22 protein-coding genes are annotated in these 21,668 nt (G+C 74.3%); 7 read left to right on the forward strand and 15 right to left on the reverse strand.

Translation table 11 applies throughout. The features are described from left to right. Positions 1-4 precede the first annotated feature (4 nt). The 5 genes from ACFWPI_RS17555 to ACFWPI_RS17575 form a co-directional block, all read right to left on the reverse strand. Entirely contained in the window at positions 5-613 is a 609-nt protein-coding gene (locus tag ACFWPI_RS17555; RefSeq protein ID WP_380344249.1) for a response regulator, read from the reverse strand. Beyond that, a complete protein-coding gene (locus ACFWPI_RS17560; protein WP_380375560.1) occupies positions 610-1,833 on the reverse strand; it encodes a sensor histidine kinase in 1,224 nt (407 codons plus the stop codon). Before ACFWPI_RS17560 ends, ACFWPI_RS17555 begins: the two co-directional genes overlap by 4 nt. Before the next feature lie 11 nt (positions 1,834-1,844). Next, positions 1,845-2,267: a hypothetical protein gene (locus tag ACFWPI_RS17565; protein WP_363376075.1), complete on the reverse strand. Its 423-nt coding sequence runs from the start codon at positions 2,265-2,267 to the stop codon at positions 1,845-1,847. A 188-nt stretch (positions 2,268-2,455) separates the two neighbouring features. After that, positions 2,456-3,559 (reverse strand): RICIN domain-containing protein, encoded by a 1,104-nt coding sequence (locus ACFWPI_RS17570; RefSeq protein WP_380375562.1) that lies wholly within the window; start codon positions 3,557-3,559, stop codon positions 2,456-2,458. Between the two features lie 73 nt (positions 3,560-3,632). Next, on the reverse strand, positions 3,633-4,748 hold the full coding sequence (locus ACFWPI_RS17575; RefSeq protein WP_380375564.1) for an alpha/beta hydrolase: 1,116 nt from the start codon (positions 4,746-4,748) through the stop codon (positions 3,633-3,635). A 284-nt stretch (positions 4,749-5,032) separates the two neighbouring features. Between ACFWPI_RS17575 and ACFWPI_RS17580 the strand changes: the two genes are divergently transcribed. Then, a complete protein-coding gene (locus ACFWPI_RS17580; RefSeq protein WP_380375565.1) occupies positions 5,033-6,103 on the forward strand; it encodes a LuxR C-terminal-related transcriptional regulator in 1,071 nt (356 codons plus the stop codon). 51 nt (positions 6,104-6,154) lie between these two features. Here ACFWPI_RS17580 and ACFWPI_RS17585 read toward each other — a convergent pair whose 3' ends face one another. Beyond that, positions 6,155-8,902 (reverse strand): M4 family metallopeptidase, encoded by a 2,748-nt coding sequence (locus ACFWPI_RS17585; protein ID WP_380375567.1) that lies wholly within the window; start codon positions 8,900-8,902, stop codon positions 6,155-6,157. A gap of 249 nt (positions 8,903-9,151) precedes the next feature. Here ACFWPI_RS17585 and ACFWPI_RS17590 point away from each other — a divergent pair, with 249 nt between their 5' ends. After that, positions 9,152-9,805 (forward strand): class I SAM-dependent methyltransferase, encoded by a 654-nt coding sequence (locus tag ACFWPI_RS17590; protein WP_063352855.1) that lies wholly within the window; start codon positions 9,152-9,154, stop codon positions 9,803-9,805. Positions 9,806-9,896: 91 nt separating this feature from the next. Here the strand turns inward: ACFWPI_RS17590 and ACFWPI_RS17595 are convergent, their stop codons facing one another. The 5 genes from ACFWPI_RS17595 to ACFWPI_RS17615 form a co-directional block, all read right to left on the reverse strand. After that, positions 9,897-10,373 carry a hypothetical protein gene (locus tag ACFWPI_RS17595; RefSeq protein WP_380344553.1) on the reverse strand — a complete coding sequence of 159 codons (477 nt, stop codon included), beginning with the start codon at positions 10,371-10,373 and terminating at the stop codon, positions 9,897-9,899. A 10-nt stretch (positions 10,374-10,383) separates the two neighbouring features. Continuing rightward, on the reverse strand, positions 10,384-11,127 hold the full coding sequence (locus ACFWPI_RS17600) for a helix-turn-helix domain-containing protein (RefSeq protein ID WP_380375569.1): 744 nt from the start codon (positions 11,125-11,127) through the stop codon (positions 10,384-10,386). A gap of 72 nt (positions 11,128-11,199) precedes the next feature. Continuing rightward, a complete protein-coding gene (locus ACFWPI_RS17605) occupies positions 11,200-11,787 on the reverse strand; it encodes a hypothetical protein (RefSeq protein WP_380375571.1) in 588 nt (195 codons plus the stop codon). A gap of 172 nt (positions 11,788-11,959) precedes the next feature. Further along, the gene (gene tgmC / locus ACFWPI_RS17610; protein ID WP_380375573.1) at positions 11,960-13,102 is read right to left on the reverse strand and encodes an ATP-grasp peptide maturase system methyltransferase; all 1,143 of its coding nucleotides are present in this window, start codon (positions 13,100-13,102) and stop codon (positions 11,960-11,962) included. Continuing rightward, entirely contained in the window at positions 13,099-13,464 is a 366-nt protein-coding gene (locus ACFWPI_RS17615; RefSeq protein WP_380375574.1) for a hypothetical protein, read from the reverse strand. Before ACFWPI_RS17615 ends, tgmC begins: the two co-directional genes overlap by 4 nt. Positions 13,465-13,547: 83 nt before the next feature. On the opposite strand from ACFWPI_RS17615, the gene ACFWPI_RS17620 reads away from it, so the two are divergent. After that, positions 13,548-14,546, forward strand: coding sequence for an NAD(P)H-dependent glycerol-3-phosphate dehydrogenase (locus ACFWPI_RS17620; RefSeq protein WP_380375575.1), 999 nt, complete (start codon positions 13,548-13,550; stop codon positions 14,544-14,546). Positions 14,547-14,674: 128 nt separating this feature from the next. Then, a complete protein-coding gene (locus ACFWPI_RS17625; protein ID WP_380375577.1) occupies positions 14,675-15,136 on the forward strand; it encodes an SRPBCC family protein in 462 nt (153 codons plus the stop codon). A gap of 51 nt (positions 15,137-15,187) precedes the next feature. Here ACFWPI_RS17625 and ACFWPI_RS17630 read toward each other — a convergent pair whose 3' ends face one another. The 4 genes from ACFWPI_RS17630 to ACFWPI_RS17645 form a co-directional block, all read right to left on the reverse strand. Continuing rightward, positions 15,188-15,865 (reverse strand): response regulator transcription factor, encoded by a 678-nt coding sequence (locus ACFWPI_RS17630; RefSeq protein ID WP_363586833.1) that lies wholly within the window; start codon positions 15,863-15,865, stop codon positions 15,188-15,190. Then, positions 15,862-17,250, reverse strand: a complete 1,389-nt coding sequence (locus tag ACFWPI_RS17635; protein WP_380375579.1) for a sensor histidine kinase — start codon at positions 17,248-17,250, stop codon at positions 15,862-15,864. The genes ACFWPI_RS17630 and ACFWPI_RS17635 overlap by 4 nt, the downstream gene beginning before the upstream one ends. Positions 17,251-17,444: 194 nt before the next feature. Then, positions 17,445-18,296: an ABC transporter permease gene (locus ACFWPI_RS17640; RefSeq protein ID WP_380375581.1), complete on the reverse strand. Its 852-nt coding sequence runs from the start codon at positions 18,294-18,296 to the stop codon at positions 17,445-17,447. Then, positions 18,293-19,261 (reverse strand): ATP-binding cassette domain-containing protein, encoded by a 969-nt coding sequence (locus ACFWPI_RS17645; protein ID WP_371515205.1) that lies wholly within the window; start codon positions 19,259-19,261, stop codon positions 18,293-18,295. Before ACFWPI_RS17645 ends, ACFWPI_RS17640 begins: the two co-directional genes overlap by 4 nt. 335 nt (positions 19,262-19,596) lie before the next feature. Here ACFWPI_RS17645 and ACFWPI_RS17650 point away from each other — a divergent pair, with 335 nt between their 5' ends. The 3 genes from ACFWPI_RS17650 to ACFWPI_RS17660 form a co-directional block, all read left to right on the forward strand. Beyond that, positions 19,597-20,526, forward strand: coding sequence for a hypothetical protein (locus ACFWPI_RS17650; RefSeq protein ID WP_380375582.1), 930 nt, complete (start codon positions 19,597-19,599; stop codon positions 20,524-20,526). Positions 20,527-20,603: 77 nt separating this feature from the next. Further along, on the forward strand, positions 20,604-21,485 hold the full coding sequence (locus ACFWPI_RS17655) for a hypothetical protein (RefSeq protein WP_380375584.1): 882 nt from the start codon (positions 20,604-20,606) through the stop codon (positions 21,483-21,485). Next, on the forward strand, positions 21,482-21,668 hold a 187-nt coding region (locus ACFWPI_RS17660), incomplete at its 3' end, for a hypothetical protein (protein WP_380424890.1). The genes ACFWPI_RS17655 and ACFWPI_RS17660, both read left to right, overlap by 4 nt.

Here is a 21,668-nt window from a genome sequence, read left to right on the forward strand (position 1 = left end):
GGCGTCAGAGCCAGCCGCGGTCGTCGGCGGTGCGCAGGGCCTCGGTGCGGTTGCGGGTGGCGGTCTTGGCGATGGCGGAGGAGAAGTAGTTGCGCACGGTGCCCTCCGAGAGGTAGAGCTTGCCGGCGATCTCGGCGACGCCGGCCCCGGAGCGGGAGGCGTTCAGCACGTCGCGTTCCCGGGCGGTGAGCGGGGAGGCCCCGGCCGCCAGGGTGGCCGCGGCCAGTTCCGGGTCCACCACGCGTTCGCCCGCCGCGACCCGGCGGATGGCGTCGGCGAGCACTTCGGCCGGCGCGTCCTTGACGACGAAGCCGACCGCGCCCGCCTCCATCGCCCGGCGCAGGTAGCCGGCGCGTCCGAAGGTGGTGAGGATGACGACCCGGCAGCCGGGCACCTGCTGGGCCAGGACGGCGGCGGCGGCCAGGCCGTCGAGGCCGGGCATCTCGATGTCCAGGAGGGCCACGTCGGGCCGGTGTTCGCGGGCCGCGTCGACGACCTGGTCGCCGCGCCCGACGGCGGCGACCACCTCGAAGCCGTCCTCCAGGTCGAGCAGGGCGCACAGCGCGGTGCGGACCAGTTCCTGGTCCTCGGCGAGCAGCAGGCGGATCGTCATGTCGTCCCTTTCCGGGCGGGGGCGCGCCCGTGGCGGGCGCCCGGCGGGACGGTGACCAGCAGCCGCCACCCGCGCGGGCTCAGCGGGCCGGCTTCGACGGTACCGCCGGCCGCCGCGACCCGTTCCCGCAGCCCCCTCAGGCCCTTCCCGATCCCGCTGCCCTCGCCGGTCCCGCCGCCCCCGGCGACCCCGTCGGTCCTGCCGTCCGCGCCCGTCCCGTCGTCGCGGATCTCCACGGAGGAGCCGGTGACGGTGACGGTGCAGCGGTCGGCCCGGGCGTGCCGGACCACGTTGGTCAGGCCCTCGCGCACCACCCAGCCGAACAGTTCCCCGTCCTGCGTGGCGACGGGGTCGGTGGACGTCGGCAGGTCGGCGACCACCCCGGCGGCGCGCAGCAGTTCGCGTCCGCGCGCCAGTTCGCCGGCCAGCGTGACGTCGCGGTAGCCGGTGACCGCGGCCCGGACGTCGGCCAGCGCCTGCCGGGACAGCGACTCCACCGCGGCCATCTCCGCCAGCGACTGGTCGAGGTCCTTGGCGGCGAGGCGCTGGGCCAGGCGGGACTTGACGGTGATCGCGGTGAGCGAGTGCCCGAGCAGGTCGTGCAGGTCGCGCGCGATCCGGTTGCGTTCGGCCTCCGAGGCCAGCCGCGCCACCTCGGCCCGGGCGGCCACCAGGGCCTGGTTGGTGGTGGCGATCTCCGCGAACGCCCCCGTGGTGAGCACGGTGAACAGCAGCGCCAGCGCCTGGAAGGTGCCGGGCCCGGTGTGCCAGGCGGGCACCGCCCACGGCACCAGCAGGGCGGCCAGGGTGGCGGCGGCGGTCACCCGGGTGGCGTGGCGGCGCCGCAGCACGGCGACGAAGGAGACCACGACGGTGGCGAGGTAGAACGCGTTCTCGTGGGCGAACGGCAGCGCGGCCAGGAACAGCGCGCTCATCACCGCCAGCAGCAGGAGCACCTGCCGCCGCCGGCCGCGGACCATCGCGGTGGCGGTGAGGACGAAGCAGAGGCAGAACGCGCCGACGACCGCGTACCCGGCGACCAGGGCCGCCCCGGACACGTTGTCGTTCACGGCGACGGCGGTCAGGCACGGGTAGACCAGCATCCCGGCGCCCAGCATGATCCGCCGCCAGCCCTGCACCCACCGCTGCGGGGCGCGCTCCCCTGTGGCGCGCTCAGCGGCGGCGTGCCCGGGGAGGGTCGCCTGCGTGTCCTCGTCCACCCTCGCCTGCCTCACGTCGCGTCGGATCGCGCGAACAGGGTACGCAGGTGGCGTCCGTTGATCACGGCGGCCACCCCCGCCAGCACCAGCCCGCACAGGGCCTGCTCGGCCTTCATCCAGAACGGGAAGGTCCCCGGCACGCAGATGATCACGACGATCGCGGCGATCATGACGGCCGAGATGATCCGCAGCCGCCGGTACGCCGCGTGCGAGCCGCGGGCGGCCCGGGTGGTGAACAGGGACGTGACCACGGCGCTGGCCACGACGAGGCTGCCGCGGATCCACACGGCGGGGTTCACCAGGTCGGGGTGGTCGCGCAGGGCGTAGGCGGCCGCCAGGGTGACGACGCTGAGGCCCAGGTAGGCGAACACCAGCCGCCTGATGGTGCGGAAGGCCCGAACGGTGTCGGGGTGGTTCACATCGGTGGAGGTCATGCCCCCATGCTGTCCGCGCCGTGCCCCCGCCCGGCAGTGTGCTGCCGCACCGGCCGACCGTGACAATTGTCAGCAGGTCAGGGCAGGGAAGGGCGGGGTCAGGTCAGGGCGGGGGAAGGGCCGGGGGAAAACGGGGCCGCCGCCCGGCGGGGCCGGGCGGCGGCTGGCTGTCGGTCGTGCGGTGGGGCTCAGGAGCAGCTGGTGAAGGTGGGGCTGGTGTTGGCGATGTAGAGGGTGGCGCCGCCGCTGGGGTCGGAGGTGAGCGGGACGGTGACGGTGTCCTCGGCGGTCCACGGGAAGCCGCGGGCGTCGAACGTCCAGCTTCCGGTGACCTTGCGGGCGAGTTCGGCCAGCGTCACCCAGCCGTACTGCTGGGGCGGGACGTTGACGGTGACGGCGTTGTTGACGGTGGTCGAGCCCTGCCAGACGTTGCTGTAGTTGACGGCGGTCTTGACCGCGGTGGTGAAGACGCCGCCGGGGGCGCCGCCGGAGATCTCCGCCCCGATCTCGCCGCCGAGGGTGCTGGACCAGCCGGTCATGTTGGTGACCGCGAAGTTCTGCTGGGCGGCGCTGCTGGTGTTGTTGAACCAGATCGAGGAGACGCAGACCTTCGGCAGCGGTGCCGCGGGGGCCTCGCTCTTGACGGCCCAGGAGCAGGAGGAGACGTCCTTCTGGCACTGCTTGGCGGCGTGGTCGACGGCGAGGCTGCGGGCGGCCTGCGGGAAGCCGGTGGACCACTGCTGGTTGGCGGTGCCGTTGCAGGTGTACTGGTCGGTCCAGGCGTCGTCGTACTGGGCGCCGAGCAGCAGGTCCAGGCAGGTGTTGTCGCCCAGGTGGCGGATCATGAACGCGTCGGCGGCCCCGGCGACCGGCTGCAGGAACCACCGCTGGCTGGCCTGCCCGGCGCAGGTCTGCTGGCGCAGGGCCGGGGTGAAGAAGGCCAGGTCGATGCACTTGCCGGTGTCGTTGTTGACGATGGTGAAGGAGAAGTCGGAGGGGTCGACGCTCAGCCGCCAGGACTGGTGGTAGCCGGGCGAGGAGTTGGTGACGATGTAGGCGCCGTCGCCCATGGTGCCGTTCTGGACGTCGAGTTGGCGCCCGTTGCTGAGGGACTTGATGGTCAGGCACTGCTGCGGGGAGGCGCAGGCGGCGGCCGGCGCCGTGGCGGCGTGGGCCCGCGCGGTCGCGAACGGGGAGGCGGTGAAGCCCAGGGCGGCGCAACAGGCCACCAGGACGGCCGCGATCAGGCGCAGCCAGGGAGCCGGTCGGCTCGGGGTCGTGGCGGAGAGCACGGGGTCGGGTCCTTTCGTCGGGAACAGGGAGAGGGAGAGGGGAGAGGGAGCGGAAAGAAGGAGGGCGGGCCGGTCAGGCGGCGGCGAAGGCCGCTTCCAGGCGGGGGACGTAGTCCACGAGGTCCTGCGCCCAGCAGCCCGCGCTGTGGCCGCCGTTGCAGGCGGTGCCCCAGCCGGCGCCGTTGCCGTAGTCGACGTAGTGGTAGCGGTAACCGAGGGCGTCCAGGCGGTCCTTGAGGCGCTTGGCGGTGCCCTCGGCCCAGAACTCCATGTCGGAGGCGCTGCCGTTGCCGTTGCCGGTGTAGACCGCGATGCCGGTGTCGGTGAGCGCGCCCAGGCGGGAGACCGGGTCCGCGGCGTTCCAGCGCCAGTCGGCGTTGAACACCGGGTACGGCGAGCCGAAGATCGCGTCGCTGGAGACCGTGGGGCCGAAGTCGAGGCCGCAGGGCTTCCCGTCGCTGGGCCCGCACAGCACGGTGCCGGCGTTGGTCAGGGTGGCGACCACGGCCCCGCGGATGATCATCTCGTTCACGGAGAGGTCGTTCGCGCCGGACATGGTGAGGACCTGGCCGAACAGCTGGGGCCGGTCCTGCGCGTAGTGCAGCGCGCCGAAGCCGCCCATCGACAGGCCGCCGACGGCCCGGCTCTTACGGCCCGTCAGGGTGCGCAGGTTGGCGTCGATGAACGGGACGACCTGGTCGAGGTGGAAGGTCTCCCAGTTCTGCGCCCCGGCGGCGGTGTTCTGGTCGAGCCAGTCGGTGTACCAGCCGCGCAGGCCGCCGTCCGGGATGACGGTGATCATCGACTGCGCGGCGGTGAGGGCGGGGTAGGCCAGGGCCGGGTCGCTCGGGTTGTCCGAGGCGCCGTGCAGGAAGTACAGGACCGGGTAGCGCTTGGCCGGGCTGGCCGCGTAGTCGGCGGGCAGCAGGATCCGGATGGTGTGCTCCCCGGCGACCTGAGGTGTGGTGACGGTGAGCACGAAGTTGGTGGCGCTGCCGGTGGCGGCGCCGACCTGGGTGAGCCCGAAGCCGTCCTTCATCGGCGGCGGGGCGGGGGCCTCGGCGTGCGCGGCGGGCACGCCCAGCAGCAGGAGGCAGGCGGCCAGGGCTGCGACGGCCGTCCTGGCGTGCCGGAGCCGGGCGCGCAGGAGCCGTACGGGCGGGCGCCGGGCGGGCTGGGCTGGTGTCATCGGTCGTCCTTGGCCGTGAGGGTGCCGCCGGTCCCGGGGGGAACCGGTGGAACTGTCTGAACACCGACAACTCTTGCGAGATCACCTCGCGGTCCGCCAGAGCGCCCTGCGGCGCACCTGGGCCACTGGCGCATGTGCGCCACCGGCGTGGGTAGCCTCCGACGGCCCGTCCGGGCGACACCGGCACAACGACAAGCCGACAAACCGACGAGTGGACGGGCCGACACAACGGCACACGGACACACCGATACGCCGACACACCGATACACCGATACACCGACACGATGACGGGGGACGTCGTGCACGACGTGCTGGATCCCGACTCCGAACGCGGCCGGGTCTACCGCTGCCTGGTCGGCCGTCCGCAGGCGCGGGCGGCGGAGCTGGCGGCCGGGGTCGGCCTCGGCGAGGGCGCCGTCCTGGCCGTGCTCAGGGAACTCGCCGACGAGGGCATCGTCGTGGCCTGCAACGGCGACGGCCCGCCCGTCGGCGGCCATTGCGGCGACGGCCCGCCCGTCGGCGGCCATTGCGACGACGGCCCGCGCGGCGACGGCCACCGCGACCGCGACCGCGCCTGGGAGGCGCTGCCGCCCGGCCGGGTGGTCGAGGCGGTGCTGCAGAGCGACGCCGTCCGGCAGGCCACGGCGCGCCGGGCCGGGGCGGAACTGGAGCGCCTCTACCGCTTCGCCCGGCGCGACGCCGGCACCTACGGCGCCCTGGAGGTGGTCGAGGACGCCGCCCAGGTGCTGGCGGCCAGCCGGCGCCTCCAGCTCGCCGCCCGCCACCAGGTGCGGGTCATCGACGTGCCGCCCTACTCCGGCAGTTCGGCCTACTACCTCGACCAGGAGGTGCTGCAGCGCCAGCGGATGGCCGCCGGGGTCGTCTACCGCTCGATCTACCACGGCTGCGCCTTCGACGACCCGGTCGCGGGCCCCAACATGGCGCGCATGGTCGAGGCGGGGGAGCAGGCCCGCACGCTGGACGAGCCGCCGCTCAAGCTGGCCCTGGGCGACGACGACCTGGCGATCGTCACGCTGGCGGCCGACGGGCGCCCGGGCGTCGTCTCGCTGCTGATCCGGCCCTCGGGCCTGCTGCGGGCGCTGGCCGCGGTGTTCGAGACGCTCTGGCGGCTGGCCGTCCCGGCGTCGGTGTCCGCCGTCGACCTGCGGATCGGTGAGCGGGACCGCCGCATCCTGACCCTGATGGCCAGTGGTGCCACGGACGACGCCATCGCCCGGCGGCTGGGGCTGGGGCGGCGCACGGTGGTGCGCCGGGTCTCGGCGCTGCTGGCCCAGCTGGGGGCCACCACGCGTTTCCAGGCGGGCGTGCAGGCGGCCCGGCGCGGCTGGCTGTGAGCCGTCCGCGCCGGGCCGGACCCCTGGGGGGTGGGGGTCAGGGAAAGGTGGTCAGCAGGTGCCCGCCGCGCGGTCGCGCACGACCAGGTCGGTGCGGCCGGGGGTGGAGTCCAGCCAGACCACCCGGGTGCCCTGGTCGGCCGCGGGCTGGTCCTGGCCGCCCCGGTCGCAGGAGAGGCGCTGCGGGGTGCCGCCGCCGGTCGGGAGCTGCCAGAGCTTGGGCAGCGCGGCGTTGGTCCAGCCGCCGGCGGGCTTGGTGCTCTGGACCTTGTAGGTGACGGCCTGGTCGGAGGCGGTGAGGTCGCTGCCGAGCGTCGGGGCGTTCGGCGAGTCGGCGGCCAGCACCTCGTTCACGCCGGAGCCGTCCAGGGCGCCGGAGCGGATGGAGGCGCGGGCGGCCGCGCCGGCCGGGGTGTCCAGCCACAGCAGCCGGCCGCCGGCGAGCCGGGCGGAGGAGGCGGTGGTCGCGGCGGCGCCGGGGGCGGCGTGCGCGGTGTACTGCGCGGTGACCTTGCCGGCGGCGATCGAGTAGACGGTCGGCGCGGTGACGTACTGCTTCCCGTCCTGCCAGGACTCGGTCCAGGCGAGGTAGCCGTCCTTGAGGGTGAGGTCGTCCGGGTGGTGCCCGTCGGCCAGCGGCAGTTCGACCGCGGGGGCCCCGTCGTGGGACAGCCACAGGCTGGTGCGGCCGGTGGCGAAGTCGTGCACGGTGAAGGCGATGTCGCCGCCGGAGACCTGCGGGTTGCCGGGCTCCTTCCCGTCGGCGAGGAACAGGCTGCGGACCGGGCCGGCGCCGGACAGCGGTGCGGTCAGCAGCTCCCGGCTGTGGTCCTTGGCGGTGGTGCCGATGGCCTTCCACACGGCGTTGGTGCCGTCGGTGGAGGGCCAGCTGTGGTAGCGGCCGTCGTCGGGGCTGAGTCGGACGGGGGCGCCGCGCCCGGTGGTGGAGCCGGTGTACAGCGCGGTGGTGCCGGGCAGGGTGCCGCCCGTGCCCTTGACCGGGTCGGGGGCGGGGGCCATCGCCACCCAGTGCCCGCCGCCGGCGGCCGGGGGCGCCATCGAGTAGGAGAGGTTGCGTGCCAGCGTGCGGCTGTCCATGCCGATCCGGCTCTCCCAGCCGGCCTTGATCCCGTGCGCGTCGAACGCGGCTGCCACGGTGCGCAGTTGGGCGTGGCTGAGGCCGAGGTCGCGGCCGGCCGCCAGTGCCGCGTTGCGCCCGGCCACGAAGTCGTCGAGCGGGGTGAGGTAGGCGGTGAGCGCCCGGTAGACCACCCGGTCGGCGGTGAGCGGGTCGAGGGTGCGCCGGATGTCCCACAGGGCGCCGCTGAAGATGGTGGCGTTGAGGTGCTGTCCGCCGTTGTCGACCGTGCCGCCGAGGTAGTCGTCCACGGTGGTGCGGTGGTCGTCCATCCGCCGGTCCGCGCAGGCCTGCGGGGTGCCGGTGCGGCACTTGCTCTCGCCGAGCAGCGCCGCCGCCGGGTCGTTCATGGACATGCCGCGGGCGGTGACCTCGATGGCGTTGCCGAAGTAGTCGGCGAGCCCCTCGTTCATCGCGCCGGCCTGGCCCATGCCGACCAGGTCGGCGGTGTTCGATATGACGCCGTGGGTCATCTCGTGCCCGGCGATGTCGAGGGCGGCGGAGAACGGGTAGTAGTTGGGGCCCCCGCTGCCGTAGACCATCTTCTTCCCGTCCCAGTACGCGTTGGCGTAGGGGGCGCCGTCCTGGGACACGTTGACGACGGAGGTGATCGCGCCGCCCTTGCCGTCCAGGCCGTTGCGGCCGAACCGGTCGTGGTAGAAGTCGTACACGATACCGGCGTTGACGCTGGCGTCGGTGGCGCCGCTGGTGCCGGCGGAGGCCGGGAAGTCCGGGCCGGGGGAGTGGGCCGGGGGGAGGTCGGCGGGGATGCCGCCGCCGAGGTCCATCTCGTCCCGGCCGCCCGCGTCGTAGGTGGTGATGGTGGCGGGCCGGGTGAGGTCGGTGAGCTGGTAACTGCCGTCCGGCAGGCGGGCGATGTTCACCTTCGCGGAGTTGCCGCGGGCGTCCGGTGCGGTCCCGGTGGCGGGTTCGAGGCCGGCCGCGGCGGCGCGCTGGTCGGTGCCGCCCGCCGGGAGCGGGGCGCGGGTGTCGTAGGCGAGGGCGACCACGCCGACGGTGGCGTCCACGAAGACCTCGCGGGCCGCCGGCCCCCCGGTCGCCGGGTCGGCGGCGTGCACGGTGAAGCGCTGGGCGAGCCGGCCGGCGCCGTCCGGCAGGACGACCAGGCCGTGGTCCTCGGCGGTGGCCGCGGCCCGGGCCTTCGGGTCCTGGACGGAGCCGAGCGCCAGGTCCCGCAGGGCGGCGGCCGGGACGGTGGCGGTGGTCGGCACGGTCAGGCCGGTGAAGTACTTGCCGCCGACCGACTCGACGCGCTGCCCGGCGCCCTCGCCCGTCAGGTGCACCAGGTACTGCGCGCCGAACACGGGCACGCCGTCGTGGCGCTGCTCGAACCTGACGGTGCGCCGGCCGTCGGCGGTGCTCTCGGAGCCGACCTCGGCCAGCTCGCCGGGGTCGACGTGGTAGCGGTCGGCGTGGGCCGCGAGGTGGGCGCGGGCGGCGTCGGCGGGGCTGCCGGCGGCCGGCTCGGCCAGGCCGGTGACCAGCTGCGGGGCGGCGGTGTCCTGACCGGCCACCAGGGAGGGCACCGGGTCGGGGGCGGCCGCGGGCCCGGCCAGCGCGGGCGGCGCGGCCAGGGCCAGCGCCACCACGGCGGTGGCGCTGATGCCGAGTGCTGTGGACGTGCGGGAACGACGGGGCACGGAGGTCCTCTCGCAGGGCCGAACGGTGGTCGCGGCGGGCCGGTCGCGCCGACCACCGCGACGATCACGATAAGTCATCCAACGTCATATGTCGATAGACTTTCTATGTGCCCGCGGAGGGCCGGAACCCGACCCCCGCAACCAGCCCCGCAACCGGCCCGCAACCAGCCCCGGAAACCCCCAACCCGCCCCGCCCGGCGAGCGATTCGTTCAAGACGCCACCACACCCCCCGGCCGACACTGACCCTCATGACCGATCGCGCCTTCACCCCCGCCGCCGGCCGCCTCGGCCCCGTACGCCTCTACGACCCCATCGTCTCCCTCACCCGCGAACGCCTGTGGCGCAGCCTGCTCGCCATGCACGTGGCCCCCCGCCCCGACGACGTGATCCTCGACGTCGGCTGCGGCACCGGCTCCCTGGCCGTCCTCCTCGGCCGCGTCGAACCACGCGCCCGCGTCATCGGCGTCGACCCCGACCCCACCACCCTCGAAGTGGCCCGCCGCAAGGCCGCCGCCGCCGGCGTCACCCCCGAATGGCACATCGGCATGGGCGACGCCGTCGCCGACCTCGTGGGCGCCGAAACGGCCGACACCGTCGTCTCCAGCCTCGTCCTCCACCAGTGCCCCATCCCCATGAAACAGGCCGTCCTCGCCTCCATGCACACGGCGCTGCGCCCCGGCGGCAAGCTCGTCATCGCCGACTTCGGGCGCCAGCGCACGGCCGCCATGCGCCTGGCGTTCCGCATCGTGCAACTGGCGGACGGCAAGGAGGACACCCAGCCCAACGCCGACGGCATCCTGCCCCGGCTGATCACCGAGGCCGGCTTCCACGGCGTGCGCGAGACCGAGACCGTCTCCACGCTCACCGGCTCGCTGTCGTTCTACGTCGCCCGCCGCGCGTAGGCCGCGCCCGCGCCGCCCGTCGGGTTCCCCGCCCGTCGGGTTCCCCGTGCGACCGGGGGAGATGACGCGCGGGCAGGCCCGCACCTCCTGCTCAGCCGAGCGCCGTGTACTTCACCCGCTCCTGGAGCGGAGTCAGGCACTCCGTCAGCCGGCGTGCCTCGATGCTCTCCACGCGGTCGGGCGGTTCGTCCTCGTCCCCGGCCCAGCACATGTAGATGTCGACCGGCCCGTGCAAAAGGGCCGCGGACACCAGCGCCGCCAGGAACTCCCGTGAGTGCTTCTGCGCGAGGAACTCCTCGCGCTCCTCGTCCCGCATCGCGTCGACGAGCGCCATCGCGTCGGCCGTGTCGGTGAACCCCTCCCACTCGAACCGGGAGCTGTTGAACCCGCAGCCGCAGCCCTCGTGTGAGCCGACGCAGGTCACGTGCGGTGAAGTGAAGCGGGCTCGAACGGGCGCGTCGGCGGCAGTCTCGCGAACCCCGCAGTAGCAGGTCCCGAGCTGCGGACCGGCGGCGCAGGGGATCGGCAGCACGGGCTGTTCGGTTCCGATCCACACCATCAGACACATGCGGACGAGGCTACGCCCGGCCCGAGGCACCCGCCGGACTGCCTGCCCGGCCCGGGCCGCCCGCCGGGCCCGAGGCGCGCAGCACCGGGAGCACCGCCGACGGCGTCAGCCCCGTCATCTCCCGCATCTGGCGGCTGAAGTGCGCCTGGTCCGCGAAGCCGCCCGCCAGCGCCGCCTCGGCGAGCGTGCGCCCCTCGCCCAGCGCGTCGGCGGCGCGGGCCAGCCGCCGCCAGATCCGCCAGCGTGCCAGCGGCACCCCCAACTGCCGCCGCGCCAGCGCCCGCAGGCGCTGCGGCGACAGCCCCACCCGCGCCGCCAGCCCCGGCAGCGCGACCCGGTGGTCCGTCAGCGCCTCCATCGCCGCCCACAGCCGCACGTCCACCTCGGCCGACGGCAGCACCCCGGACGGCTGCAGGTCCTCCTCCACCAGGTCCCGCCACTGGGGCGCCACGGTGACACCGTCACCGCACCCCGCCCGCAGCCGGTCCGCGAACGCGCAGTGCGGATCGACGAAGAACGCCGACACCCCCCGGACCGGCGCCATCCGGTGCCACACCATCGGCGCCACCACCACCGCCGCGCCCCGGTGGCGGACCCCGGCCCCGTCCACGATCGTCACCTCGCCGCCCGCCGCCGCGACGGCAACCTGGAACGCGGCGTGCCGATGTGACGTACTGTCCGCCAACGGCCCCCGGTACAGCGCGTACCCCGCGCCCACGACGAAGCGCCGCCCGATCCCCTCCCACTGCCCCATCCGCCCGATGCTGCCAGAGCACCGCACCCGCCACCCCGGATTCCGGCCACCCCCGGGAACCGTCGGACCCGCCTACCGCCTCAGGCCCACGTCGCGGGCCTTCCAGGCCAGGAACGCCGAGAACCGGACCGTGCCCGCCAGCCCGGCCAGGGCGAGCGCGATCCACAGCGGGATCCCGAGCAGGCTGGGCCGGCTCGTGATCATCCGCTCGCCGGCGAGCCACACCCTGGTCTCGTGGCCGTCCGGATACAGCTTCCCGGTGGGCCGCTCCTCGCTGAACTCCCGGTCGCCGGCGCTCCAGTGGTACGTGCAGCCGTAGACGTCGTGGCCCTGGTTCTGGTCGTCCAGCTCCCGGCCCGTCGTCCGGCAGCCCGTCACGGTGGCCGTGACGTGGGGCGGTTCGTGCAGCCTGGTCCGGACGGCGTAGGCGGCCTGCGCCGCCGCGAACACCGTGCCCAGGGCGAGTACCAGCAGCAGCACCAGCGCCACGCAGGAGACGACGTAGTCGGTGGTGGAGACCCGACGCAGCAGCGGCAGCGAGGCGCCGACGGCCGCCACCAGCGCGACCCCGCACACCACCAGCCACCACCGCCGATCGCCCGGCAGGTCCTGCGACCCCGCCCACACCACCGGCCCGGCCGCGCCCCCCAGCACCGCCACCCCCGCCACCACACCCACCGCACACCGCCGGTGCAGCGCCCCCCACTCCACAGCAGCCTCGCGTCCCACCCCGCCCCCTCTCCCCGTTCACCCTCGCCACCCCGAGGACGCCCCCACCCGAAGCCACGGTTTCGGTCCGGTGCGACAGGCTCGGTGCGGGGCTGAGCCAGGCCTATACGGGCAGATCCCATCCGGGCCCGTCCTCGGTGCCGAGCCAGACCCGCTGTCCGGCCGCCGACACGGTGATCCCGAAGCGATCCTGGTGCGGCTCACCGGCCGCCTGCCAGGTCTCAACCGTCTGCTCGACGTGGTCCCACAGGGCGACGGGCCCGCGCTGGGTCACGGTCCACCCGCCGGTGGGGTCGGGCGCCGTCCGGGCCTGCGATCCGGTGGCCAGGTCCCAGAGGATCTGTTGAGCCCCCACACCCATGCGGATTGCCCCGGGTGCGGCAAGCTGGGCTACCCAAACGCCCGTCCAACTGTCCAGCTTCGCCGGGTCGATGCGGGTCGGACGCTCCTTGCCGGGCAGGAGGTCCAGCGTCGGGCGGGGCGGTCGGTCGTGCGTGCGGGCGATCATGAAACCGGTTTGGCCGGTCAGGAACCGGCCAGTGGCCTCGCCAGGTCCGGTCACGTCGAGCAGCACGAGGGCGTTCGCGTAGCTCCACCCGGAGAGGGTGACCAGGATTCGACCGCCGGGCTTGACCTGGTGGAGCCAGGAGAGAGGGATGTACCGGACGGAACAGGTGGCGATGAGCCGGTCGTACTGCCCGCCGTCCGGGTCGCCGCGCAGCCCGTCACCGATGATCAGCCGGGGGGAGAATCCCGCAGTCCTGATCGCCGCCGCCGCTGCCGCGCCGACCGCGGGGTCGTACTCGATGCTGGTGAGGCCGGCGTCCCCGAGGCGGTGCGCGCCGAGGGCGGTCGAGTACCCGGTGCCCGTACCGATCTCCAGTACCCGGTGCCCGGCCTCGGCGCCCAGCTGCTGCCACATGCGCAGTACGACGGACGGGAGGGTGGACGACGATGACGGGATACCTGTCACGGTCTCCCCGGCGGTGTCCTCGGGCCCGATGCGGCCGTCGAGTTGGGTCACCAGCGTCTGGTCGTCGTAGATCCCGGCCAGCCACCCGGGCTCGCCCTGACGGACGGACCGGTAGCTGGTCGGGACGCTGCCGGCGACCGGAGCGAAGTAGGTTCCGACGAAGAGCTCTCGCGGAACGGCCCTCGCCGCACTGTCCCACTCGCGTTCGGTCAGCGTGCCGTCCTCGGTGAGCCTGTCGGCCAGAGCGGTGCGGAGTTCAGCCGGCGTGCTCATGCGTCACGGCCTTTCTGTAGCTGGTCGGCGAGGGCGCGGGAAATCGCCTCGGTGGTCTCGGCCGGCTGCCATGCCCACTGGCCGTTCGGGTTGCATTCAAGGAAGTACCAGTCGCCCGAGGCGGTCACGGCGAAGTCGAACGCGCCGTAGACCAGACGAAGTTCTCCGAGGTAGGCGGCGACCGAACGTGCGACCGGCTCGGGTACGCCGATCGGGGTGCACGTCATCCGGTCCTGACGGCGCCGCCAGTCAAGGTCGGGGCTGTCGATCCGGACGCCGAACAGGCGGTTGCCGACGGCCGTCACCCTTGCGTCGAACAGCTTCGGCACCTTCGCCTGGAAGAGGTGCGGGCAGGCGGACACGGCGCCTCCGCTGACCGGCGCCTCAGCCCCCAAGGCACCAGTACGCTGCCCCTCAGCTCCCCACCAGCACGCGGAGGTAGAGGATGGCCCGGGTCGCCGTACTGTCGGCCGGATCGTGGGGGACCGCCTTCGCGCTGGTTCTCGCCGACGCCGGATGCGACGTCGTCCTGCACGCGCGCCGCCCCGAGGTCGCCGACGGCATCAACACCCGGGGAGTCAACCCCGGCTACCTGCCCGGCGTCACGCTGCCCGGCACGGTGAAGGCCACCACCGGAGCCGACGTCGCCCTGGCCGGAGCCGACGTCGCCGTCCTGTCCATCCCCTCCCAGACCCTGCGGGCCAACCTGGCCGCGTGGGCGCCCCTGATCGAGCCGGACACCCTGGTCGTCAGCCTCATGAAGGGCATCGAGCTCGGCACCGGCCGGCGCATGAGCGAGGTCATCGCCCAGGGCGCAGCCCTCGACCCCGCCCGCGTCGCCGTCCTGTCCGGCCCGAACCTGGCCCGCGAGATCGCCGCCCGCCAGCCCGCCGCCAGCGTCATCGCCTGCACCGACCACGACGCGGCCCGCCGGCTCCAAGCGGCCTGCCGTACACCGTACTTCCGCCCCTACACCCACACCGACGTCATCGGCTGCGAACTCGGCGGCGCGGTCAAGAACGTCATCGCGCTCGCCGTCGGCCTGGCCGCCGGACTCGGCCTCGGCGACAACGCCAAGGCCACCCTCCTGACCCGCGGACTCGCCGAAACCGCCCGCCTGGGAACCGCGCTCGGCGCCGACCCCGCGACCTTCGCCGGCTTGGCCGGCCTCGGCGACCTCACCGCGACCTGCCTCTCCCCGCTCTCCCGCAACCGCACCTTCGGCGAACACCTCGCCCGCGGCCTGACCATCGACCAGGCCGCCACCGCCACCGGCCAGACCGCCGAAGGGGCCAAGTCCGCCTACGCCGTCCTCGACCTCGCCCGACGACACCAGGTCGAGATGCCCATCACCGCACTCGTCGTCGCCATCCTCGACGGCACCGTCACCACCGACCGCGCCGTCGACCTGCTCATGGCCCGCACGCCCAGAGCCGAACGGTAGGCAGGCGGCATCGTCGCCCCCGGGCCCGCACCCGCCCGATGTCACGGTTTCGGGCCGCGTCCGGTCTTCATCGGTGAACAGGGCGCGGCCGACACCCGTGCCCCCCCGCTGCAGGAGAGGGACGAGCCATGGAAACCGTGACCGTGCGACGGGTCGTCGCGGCGCCGATCGCCGAGGTGTTCGACTGGTGCGCCACGAGCACCAACTACACCCGCTCCCCGTTCGTGCTCAGGGCGCGCCTGGCCCGGCCCGGGGAGGGCGCGCCCTACGGGGTGGGCGCCGTGCGGCTGCACACCTGGCTGATCGGCTGGTTCAACGAGCGGATCACCGCCTACAACGCCCCGCACGGCTTCGACTACACCGTCGACCGCAGCTTCCCGCCGGCCCGGCACGAGTTCGGCCGGATGACGTTCGAGGAGGTCCCCGAGGGCACCCTGGTCGTCTGGACGACCGGCTTCGCGCTCCCGATCCCCCTCGTCGGCGCGGCCTTCGCCCGCCGGGTCGGCAAGCCCCTCATCGCCCACGTCTTCGGCGCCATCCTGGCCGCCGCCGCCACCGACCTCGAAGCCGCCCCGAAGAAGCGCCCCTGACACCGCGGCGTCAGGGGCGCGGCAGGGGCGGCGCGGCAGGAGCGGGACGGCTCAGGCCGGCGGGTTCGGCCGGTTCAGGCCGCGGTCGTAGGCGAAGATCACGGCCTGCACCCGGTCCCGGGCGCCGATCTTCGACAGCACCCGGCTGACGTGCGTCTTGACGGTCGACTCCGCGAGCACCAGGCGCTGCGCGATCTCGCCGTTGGTCCAGCCCCGGCCGACCGCGACCAGGATCTCGCGCTCGCGCTCGGTCAGGGCGTTCAGCCGCGGGTCGTCCTCGGCGGCCGCGCCGGGCGGGCGCACGGGCAGGTGGTGGGCGTAGGCGTCCAGGAGGCGCCGGGTGATGGCGGGGGCGACGACGGCGTCGCCCTCGGAGACGGCGCGGATCCCGGCCAGGAGGTCCTCCGGGCGGGCGTCCTTGAGGAGGAAGCCGCTGGCGCCGGCGCGCAGCGCGGCGTGGGCGTACTCGTCGAGGTCGAAGGTGGTCAGGACGAGGATGCGCGAGCGCCCGCCGGTGGCGACGATGCGCCGGGTGGCCTCGATGCCGTCCATGCCGGGCATCCGGATGTCCATCAGGACGACGTCGGGCCGCAGGTCGGCCGCCAGGCGTACGGCCTCGGCGCCGTGCGCGGCCTCGCCGACGACCTCCGTGCCGGGCTGGCTCTCCAGCAGCATCCGGAAGCCGTACCGCTGGAGCGGTTGGTCGTCGACGATGAGGACCGTGGTCACGTCAGGCCGCCTGTCGGGTCGGGGTCGGGGTCGGGATCGGAGGTGAAGGCGCCGGGTCCGCCGGGTCCGCCGAGGCCGTCGGGTCCGTCGGGCCCGTCGGGGGTGAGGTCGAGGACGGCCTCCACGGTCCATCCTGCCCCGGGCCCGGGCCCGGCGGTGACGGTGCCCCCGTACAGGGCCGCGCGTTCGCGCATGCCCGTGAGACCGTGCCCCTCCTCGCCCGCCGTGCCGCCCCGCGCCGCCCCGCCGGGCGGACCGCCGTCCCGCACCCGCACCCGCAGCCGGCCGCCCTCGGCGGCCAGCGTCACGTGCGCCCGGGTGTCGGGCCCGGCGTGCTTGAGGGTGTTGGTGAGCGCCTCCTGGACGATGCGGTACGCCATCAGCTGCACCCCGCGGTCCAGCCGCCCCACCTCGCCGCGCGCGGTGTACACGACCTGCGGCCCGGCGGCCCGGATGCGCGCGCACAGCTCGTCGAGGTCGGCGATGCCCGGCTGCGGCGTGAACTCGGGGCCCTGCTCGCCGCCCTGGTCGCGCAGGACGCCGAGCATGCGCCGCAGCTCGCCCAGCGCCTGGCGGCTGGTCTCCCCGATCAGCAGCAGCGCCTCCCGGCCCCGCTCGGGGGAGGCCTCGGTCGCGTACGCGCCGCCGTCCGCCAGGGTGATGATCACGGACAGGTTGTGGCCGATGATGTCGTGCATCTCCCGGGCCACCCGGGTGCGCTCGGTGGCGGTGGCCAGCCGGCTGCGCTGGTCGCGCTCGACCTCCAGCCGCGCCGCCCGCTCGCGCAGCCCGGCGAGCTGGGCCCGGCGGATGCGCACCGCGATGCCGACGGCCACCGCCGCCGTCGCCGCGCTGAACAGGAAGAACAGCGCGTCCCCGACCGGCAGCCCGCCGGACAGCTCCACCGCGACCAGCGCCGACGCGCCGGCCATCGCCGTGCACGCCCATGCCAGGTGCCGCAGGCTCCCGTGCAGGGCCAGGCTGTAGAGGGCGACGAGCAGCGCGACGTCCGCGCGCAGCGCCACCCCCAGCGACCACTGCAGGACGAACACTGCGGCGACCGCCGCGAACGCCGCCGCCGGGTGCCGCCGGCGCCACAGCAGCGGCAGCAGCAGCCCCGCCTGCAAGGCCAGCATCGCCGCCAGCGGCGGGCGGGCGAAGACGATCCGGTGCTCGCGCGCCCGCTCCCCGCCGTCGTGGAAGGGCAGCAGGTCCGGCAGGCAGAACAGCAGGAAGACCGCGGCCACCACCGCGGTGTCCAGTACCCACGGGTGGTCGCGGTCCGCCTGCCGCGCCCGCTGCCCCAGCCGGGCCAGGCGCGCGAACACCGGGTGCCCCGACAGCGGGTCGCCCCCCGCCCCCGCGGCGGTGTCGTGCTCGCTCACGGCGTCACCTTCGTCCAGCTCATCCGCAACGGTCGTCACCTTCGTCCAGCTCATCCGCAACGGTCGTCACCTTCGTCCAGCCTCATCCCGGAACGGACACGAAAACGGATACGGAAACGGAAACGAAACGCGCCCGGTGCGGCACCCGACTCGAACGGGCACCGCACCGGGACGTCCACGCAGTCTCCCAGTCCTCAGGCGTCGCTGCGCACCAGCCGCACGGCCGCGCCCGCCAGGGCGAGCACCGTCCACAGCAGGAACACCGCCAGCCCCGCGGCGGGCGACAGCGTGGTCGCGTCGTGGTGCAGGGCGAACAACGCCTGGCCCGCGTTGCTGGGCAGGTAGGGGCTGATGTGGTCCTGCCAGGACGAGGGCAGCAGCGAGATCAGGCCGGGGACCAGCATCAGCGAGGCCACCAGCACCGAGATGCCGCCCGCCACCGACCGCAGCAGCGCGCCCAGCGCGACGCCGATCACGCCCACCAGGGCGAGGTAGAGCCCGGCCCCCAGCAGGCCGCGCAGGACGCCGGCGTCGGAGAACGTCATCGCCGCGCGGGTGCCGGAGAGGATGCCGCTGTCGGCCGCGAAGGCGACGAACACCCCGACGGTGCCGAGCAGCAGCACCACCACGCCGTACACCGCCGCCTTGGACCACAGCACCGGCAGCCGGCGCGGCACCGCGGCCAGGGTGGAGCGGATCATGCCGGTGGAGTACTCGCCCGCGGCGACCAGCACGCCCAGGACGCCGAACGCCAGTTGCGCGAAGTTGGTGCCGAACAGCGACAGGCTCAGGGCACTGGCGTCGGCGAAGTCCCCCCGGTCCATCGGGCGCCCCGAGGTGATCCTCGACTTGAACTGGAACGCGGCGATCAGCCCGAACGCGACCAGGAACAGCAGGCCCAGGCCCAGCGTGATCCAGGTCGAGCGCAGCGACCACAGCTTGGCCCACTCCGAGCGCAGCACGCGCACGGGCGTCACCCGGTAGGCGGGGCGCGCGGGCCGCCGGTCGGCGGCCGCGGACGTCTGGCTCGGTGCGATGGTGCTCATGCCGCGCTCCTCGGGGACTCGGCGCCGGCACCCGCACTGGCGGCGGGCCCGGTCGCGGTGGTGGTGCCGTGGTACTCCACGGCGTCCCTGGTCAGCTCCATGAACGCCTCCTCCAGGGAGACCGTGCGGGTGGTGAGCTCGAACAGGGCGATGCCCTGCTCGGCGGCCCGCAGGCCGATCTCCCGCGCGGCCAGGCCGGTGACGAGGAGCTCCTCCGAACCGGAACGGCCGGTGACCTCCACCCCGGGCCCGGCCAGCGCCGCGCGCAGCCGGGCCGGATCGGCGCTGGCCACCTTCACCACGTCGCCGCCGGCCTGGCGGACCAGGTCCTGCACGGTGGTGTCGGCCAGCAGCCGGCCCCGCCCGACGATGATCAGGTGGTCGGCGACCAGCGCGACCTCACTCATCAGGTGCGAGGACACGAAGACGGTGCGGCCTTCGGCGGCCAGCGAGGTGAGGAGGTTGCGGATCCACAGCACGCCCTCCGGGTCGAGGCCGTTGACCGGCTCGTCCAGCATCACCGTCGCCGGGTCGCCCAGCAGCGCCGCCGCGATCCCCAGCCGCTGGCCCATGCCCAGCGAGAACGCCCCGGCACGCTTCCTGGCCACCGACTGCAGCCCGGTCAGCTCGACGACCTCCTCCACCCGCGAGCGCGGGATGCCGTGGGTGTGCGCCTGGGCCATGAGGTGGTTGAACGCGGAGCGCCCCGGGTGGATCGACTTGGCCTCCAGCAGCGCCCCGACCTCCTGCAACGGCGCCGCGTGCGCGGCGTAACGGCGCCCGTTGACGCGCACCGAGCCGCTGGTGGGCGCGTCCAGTCCGACGATCATCCGCATGGTGGTGGACTTCCCGGCGCCGTTGGGCCCGAGGAAGCCGGTGACCGTGCCGGGCCTGACCGTGAAGTCGAGCCGGTCGACGGCGGTCTTCTCCCCGTACCGCTTCGTCAGCTGGTGCGCCTCGATCATCGCTCACCCCTACGCTCCGGGGCCGGACCGTCCCGGCCTCCCTCACACTCCACGCTAGGTGCGGCGCCGGCGCGATCCGTGGTACCCCGGACCGATCATCGGATGGGGCACGGTACCGCGGTACCGTGCCCGGATCGCCTGTTGCGGTTACATCACGACGTGTCCGATTCATCGAGTATTGGACCGGAGTGCGGCGATTAACTTTGTTGGCAGCGGTGCGAACGGTCTCTCATAATGCCTGCTGAGACGCGTGATGGACGGTCCGGAGAACCGCCGGGGGAGCGGTTTGCGAGGGAGTCCGCGCGCGAGATCCCACATTCTCCCGGGGGAGTTCCTTGTCCGCGCCCGAAAACGAAACAGCCGCCGTTCCGGAGCAGCCCGACGCTGCGCCGCAACCGGCCGCCGCACCGCAGCACCCCGCTGCGCCGCAGCACCCCGCCGTACCGGAGCACGCCGCCGTTGCGGAGCAGCCCGGCGTTGCGCCGCAGCACGCCGTCGCACCCGAACCGGCCGCGCGCCGGCTGCCGCGCGCCGTCGGCGTCGTACTGGCCACCGCCGGCCTGCTCGCCGTCACGGCGACCAGCGCCGCGGTGACCGTCGCCGTCGGCAGGCCGGACGCCCGCCCGGTGGCCGCCGCCGCACCCGCGCCGGCCACCACCACCACCGCCAGCCCGAGCCCGACGCCCTCCGCCACCCCGGTACCGGTGCCGACGCCCACCGCCGCCCCGACCACCCCCAAACCGGCCAGCACCGTCAAGGGGAGCGTCAACGGCGGCAAGCACGAGGGCGACCTGCGCTACTTCCTGCTCCCGATCCCGGACGGCGGCGAGTCGTACGGGCCCGCGGACGGGATGACCATGACCAACGACGACGTCACCGACCTGTTCGGCAAGCAGGACGGCATCATGGACATCCTCGGCTCGTACGGCTACCAGTCGGGCGCCACCCGGATGTACCGGACGGCCGACGGCAAGGCCGAGGTCACCGTCACCCTGCTGCGCTTCGGCTCCACCTCGATGGCGCGCGAGTTCGTCCAGGGATACACCCTCAAGTCGCAGGACCCGATCGACATCGACGGCGACCCGAACGCCCACGGCTACCTGCACAAGCCCAAGCAGCAGGCGTACACCGGCTCGATGACCGGCATCTCCAGCCAGGGCGACGTCCAGTACACGATCGACGTCGAGGTGAAGGGGACACCGGACAAGGCGCTGCTGAGCGGGCTGATGAAGCGCCAGCGCGAGTGGCTCGCCTCCGGCGGCTGAACGCAGCTGAACGCGGCTGAACCCGCGCCGCCGCCCGCCCCGACGCCGTCCTCCCCACCCTCCTCTGGAGCCACCCCGTGACCACCGAACCCGCGCTGCCCCCGCCCGGCACCGCGCCGGCGCCCGCCGCCCCGCCGCGGCCCGCCGCCATGCCCGCCGAACCGTCTTCCGCTGAACTTCCTTTCACTGCACCGCAGTTCGCCACTGAAGTGCCGTCCGACGCGCCGGCCCCCGAGCTCCTGTCGGCCGGCCCCGAGCGGGCGCCCCGCGCCCCGCGCCGCCCGCGCCCGGTGCTGCTGGCGGTGTCCGGCCTGGTGCTGGGCACCCTGGTCGGCGGCGGCGTCGGCTACGCCGTCCAGGCCCAGCGCCCGCCGACGCCGCTGCCGCCGATCCAGGTCGCGCGCCCGTCCTACCCGGCCGTGGCGGTCGACCCGACCGCCTTCGCCGCCCAGCAGCCCAAGCCGCTGGCCATCGACGGCGACCTGCTCAAACTGCTGATCGGCGCCCCGGACGGCAGCGCCGCCTGGGGAGAATTCCCGGACAAGCCGAGCTGGGTGTCGGTCGGCGAGCTCGCCGAGCACAGCGACAGCGCGGTCCGCGACTTCAAGGACCTGAACTCCCGGGGCTTCCGGCGCGCGGCCGAGGTGGACTGGAAGAAGGGCGACGCCAGGTACCGCGTGTCGCTGGTCCAGTACGCGCCGGACCGCGCCAACGAAGCCGCCACGCACGCCGTCGGCACCACCCGCAACCTGAAGCCGTTCGCCGACGGCGCCAACGGCGGCTACCGGGTGGACGAGACACCCAGGTACTGGGCCGACAGCGCCGATCGGTACTACTACGGCCAGGCCGTAGCCCAACGCGGCACGGTGGCGATGGTGGTCGAGGTCTTCGACCCCAAGCCGGTGAACCCCGACGTCGTGAAGGACCTCGCCAAGCAGCAATGGGAGCGGCTGGTATGACCGACAACAGCATGACCGGGACCTCGGCCGCCACGCCGGCGCCGACCGCCCCCGAGGCGGCCCCGGCCGCCGCCGAACAGCCCGTCGCCGAGCAGCAGTTCGCCGCCGAGCCCGCCGCGCCGACCGCCGCCGAGCCCGCCGCGCCGACCGCCGCCGAGCCCGCCGCGCCGACCGCCGCCGAGC

The organism is Kitasatospora sp. NPDC058492, from assembly GCF_042720685.1.
Lineage (GTDB): Bacteria > Actinomycetota > Actinomycetes > Streptomycetales > Streptomycetaceae > Kitasatospora.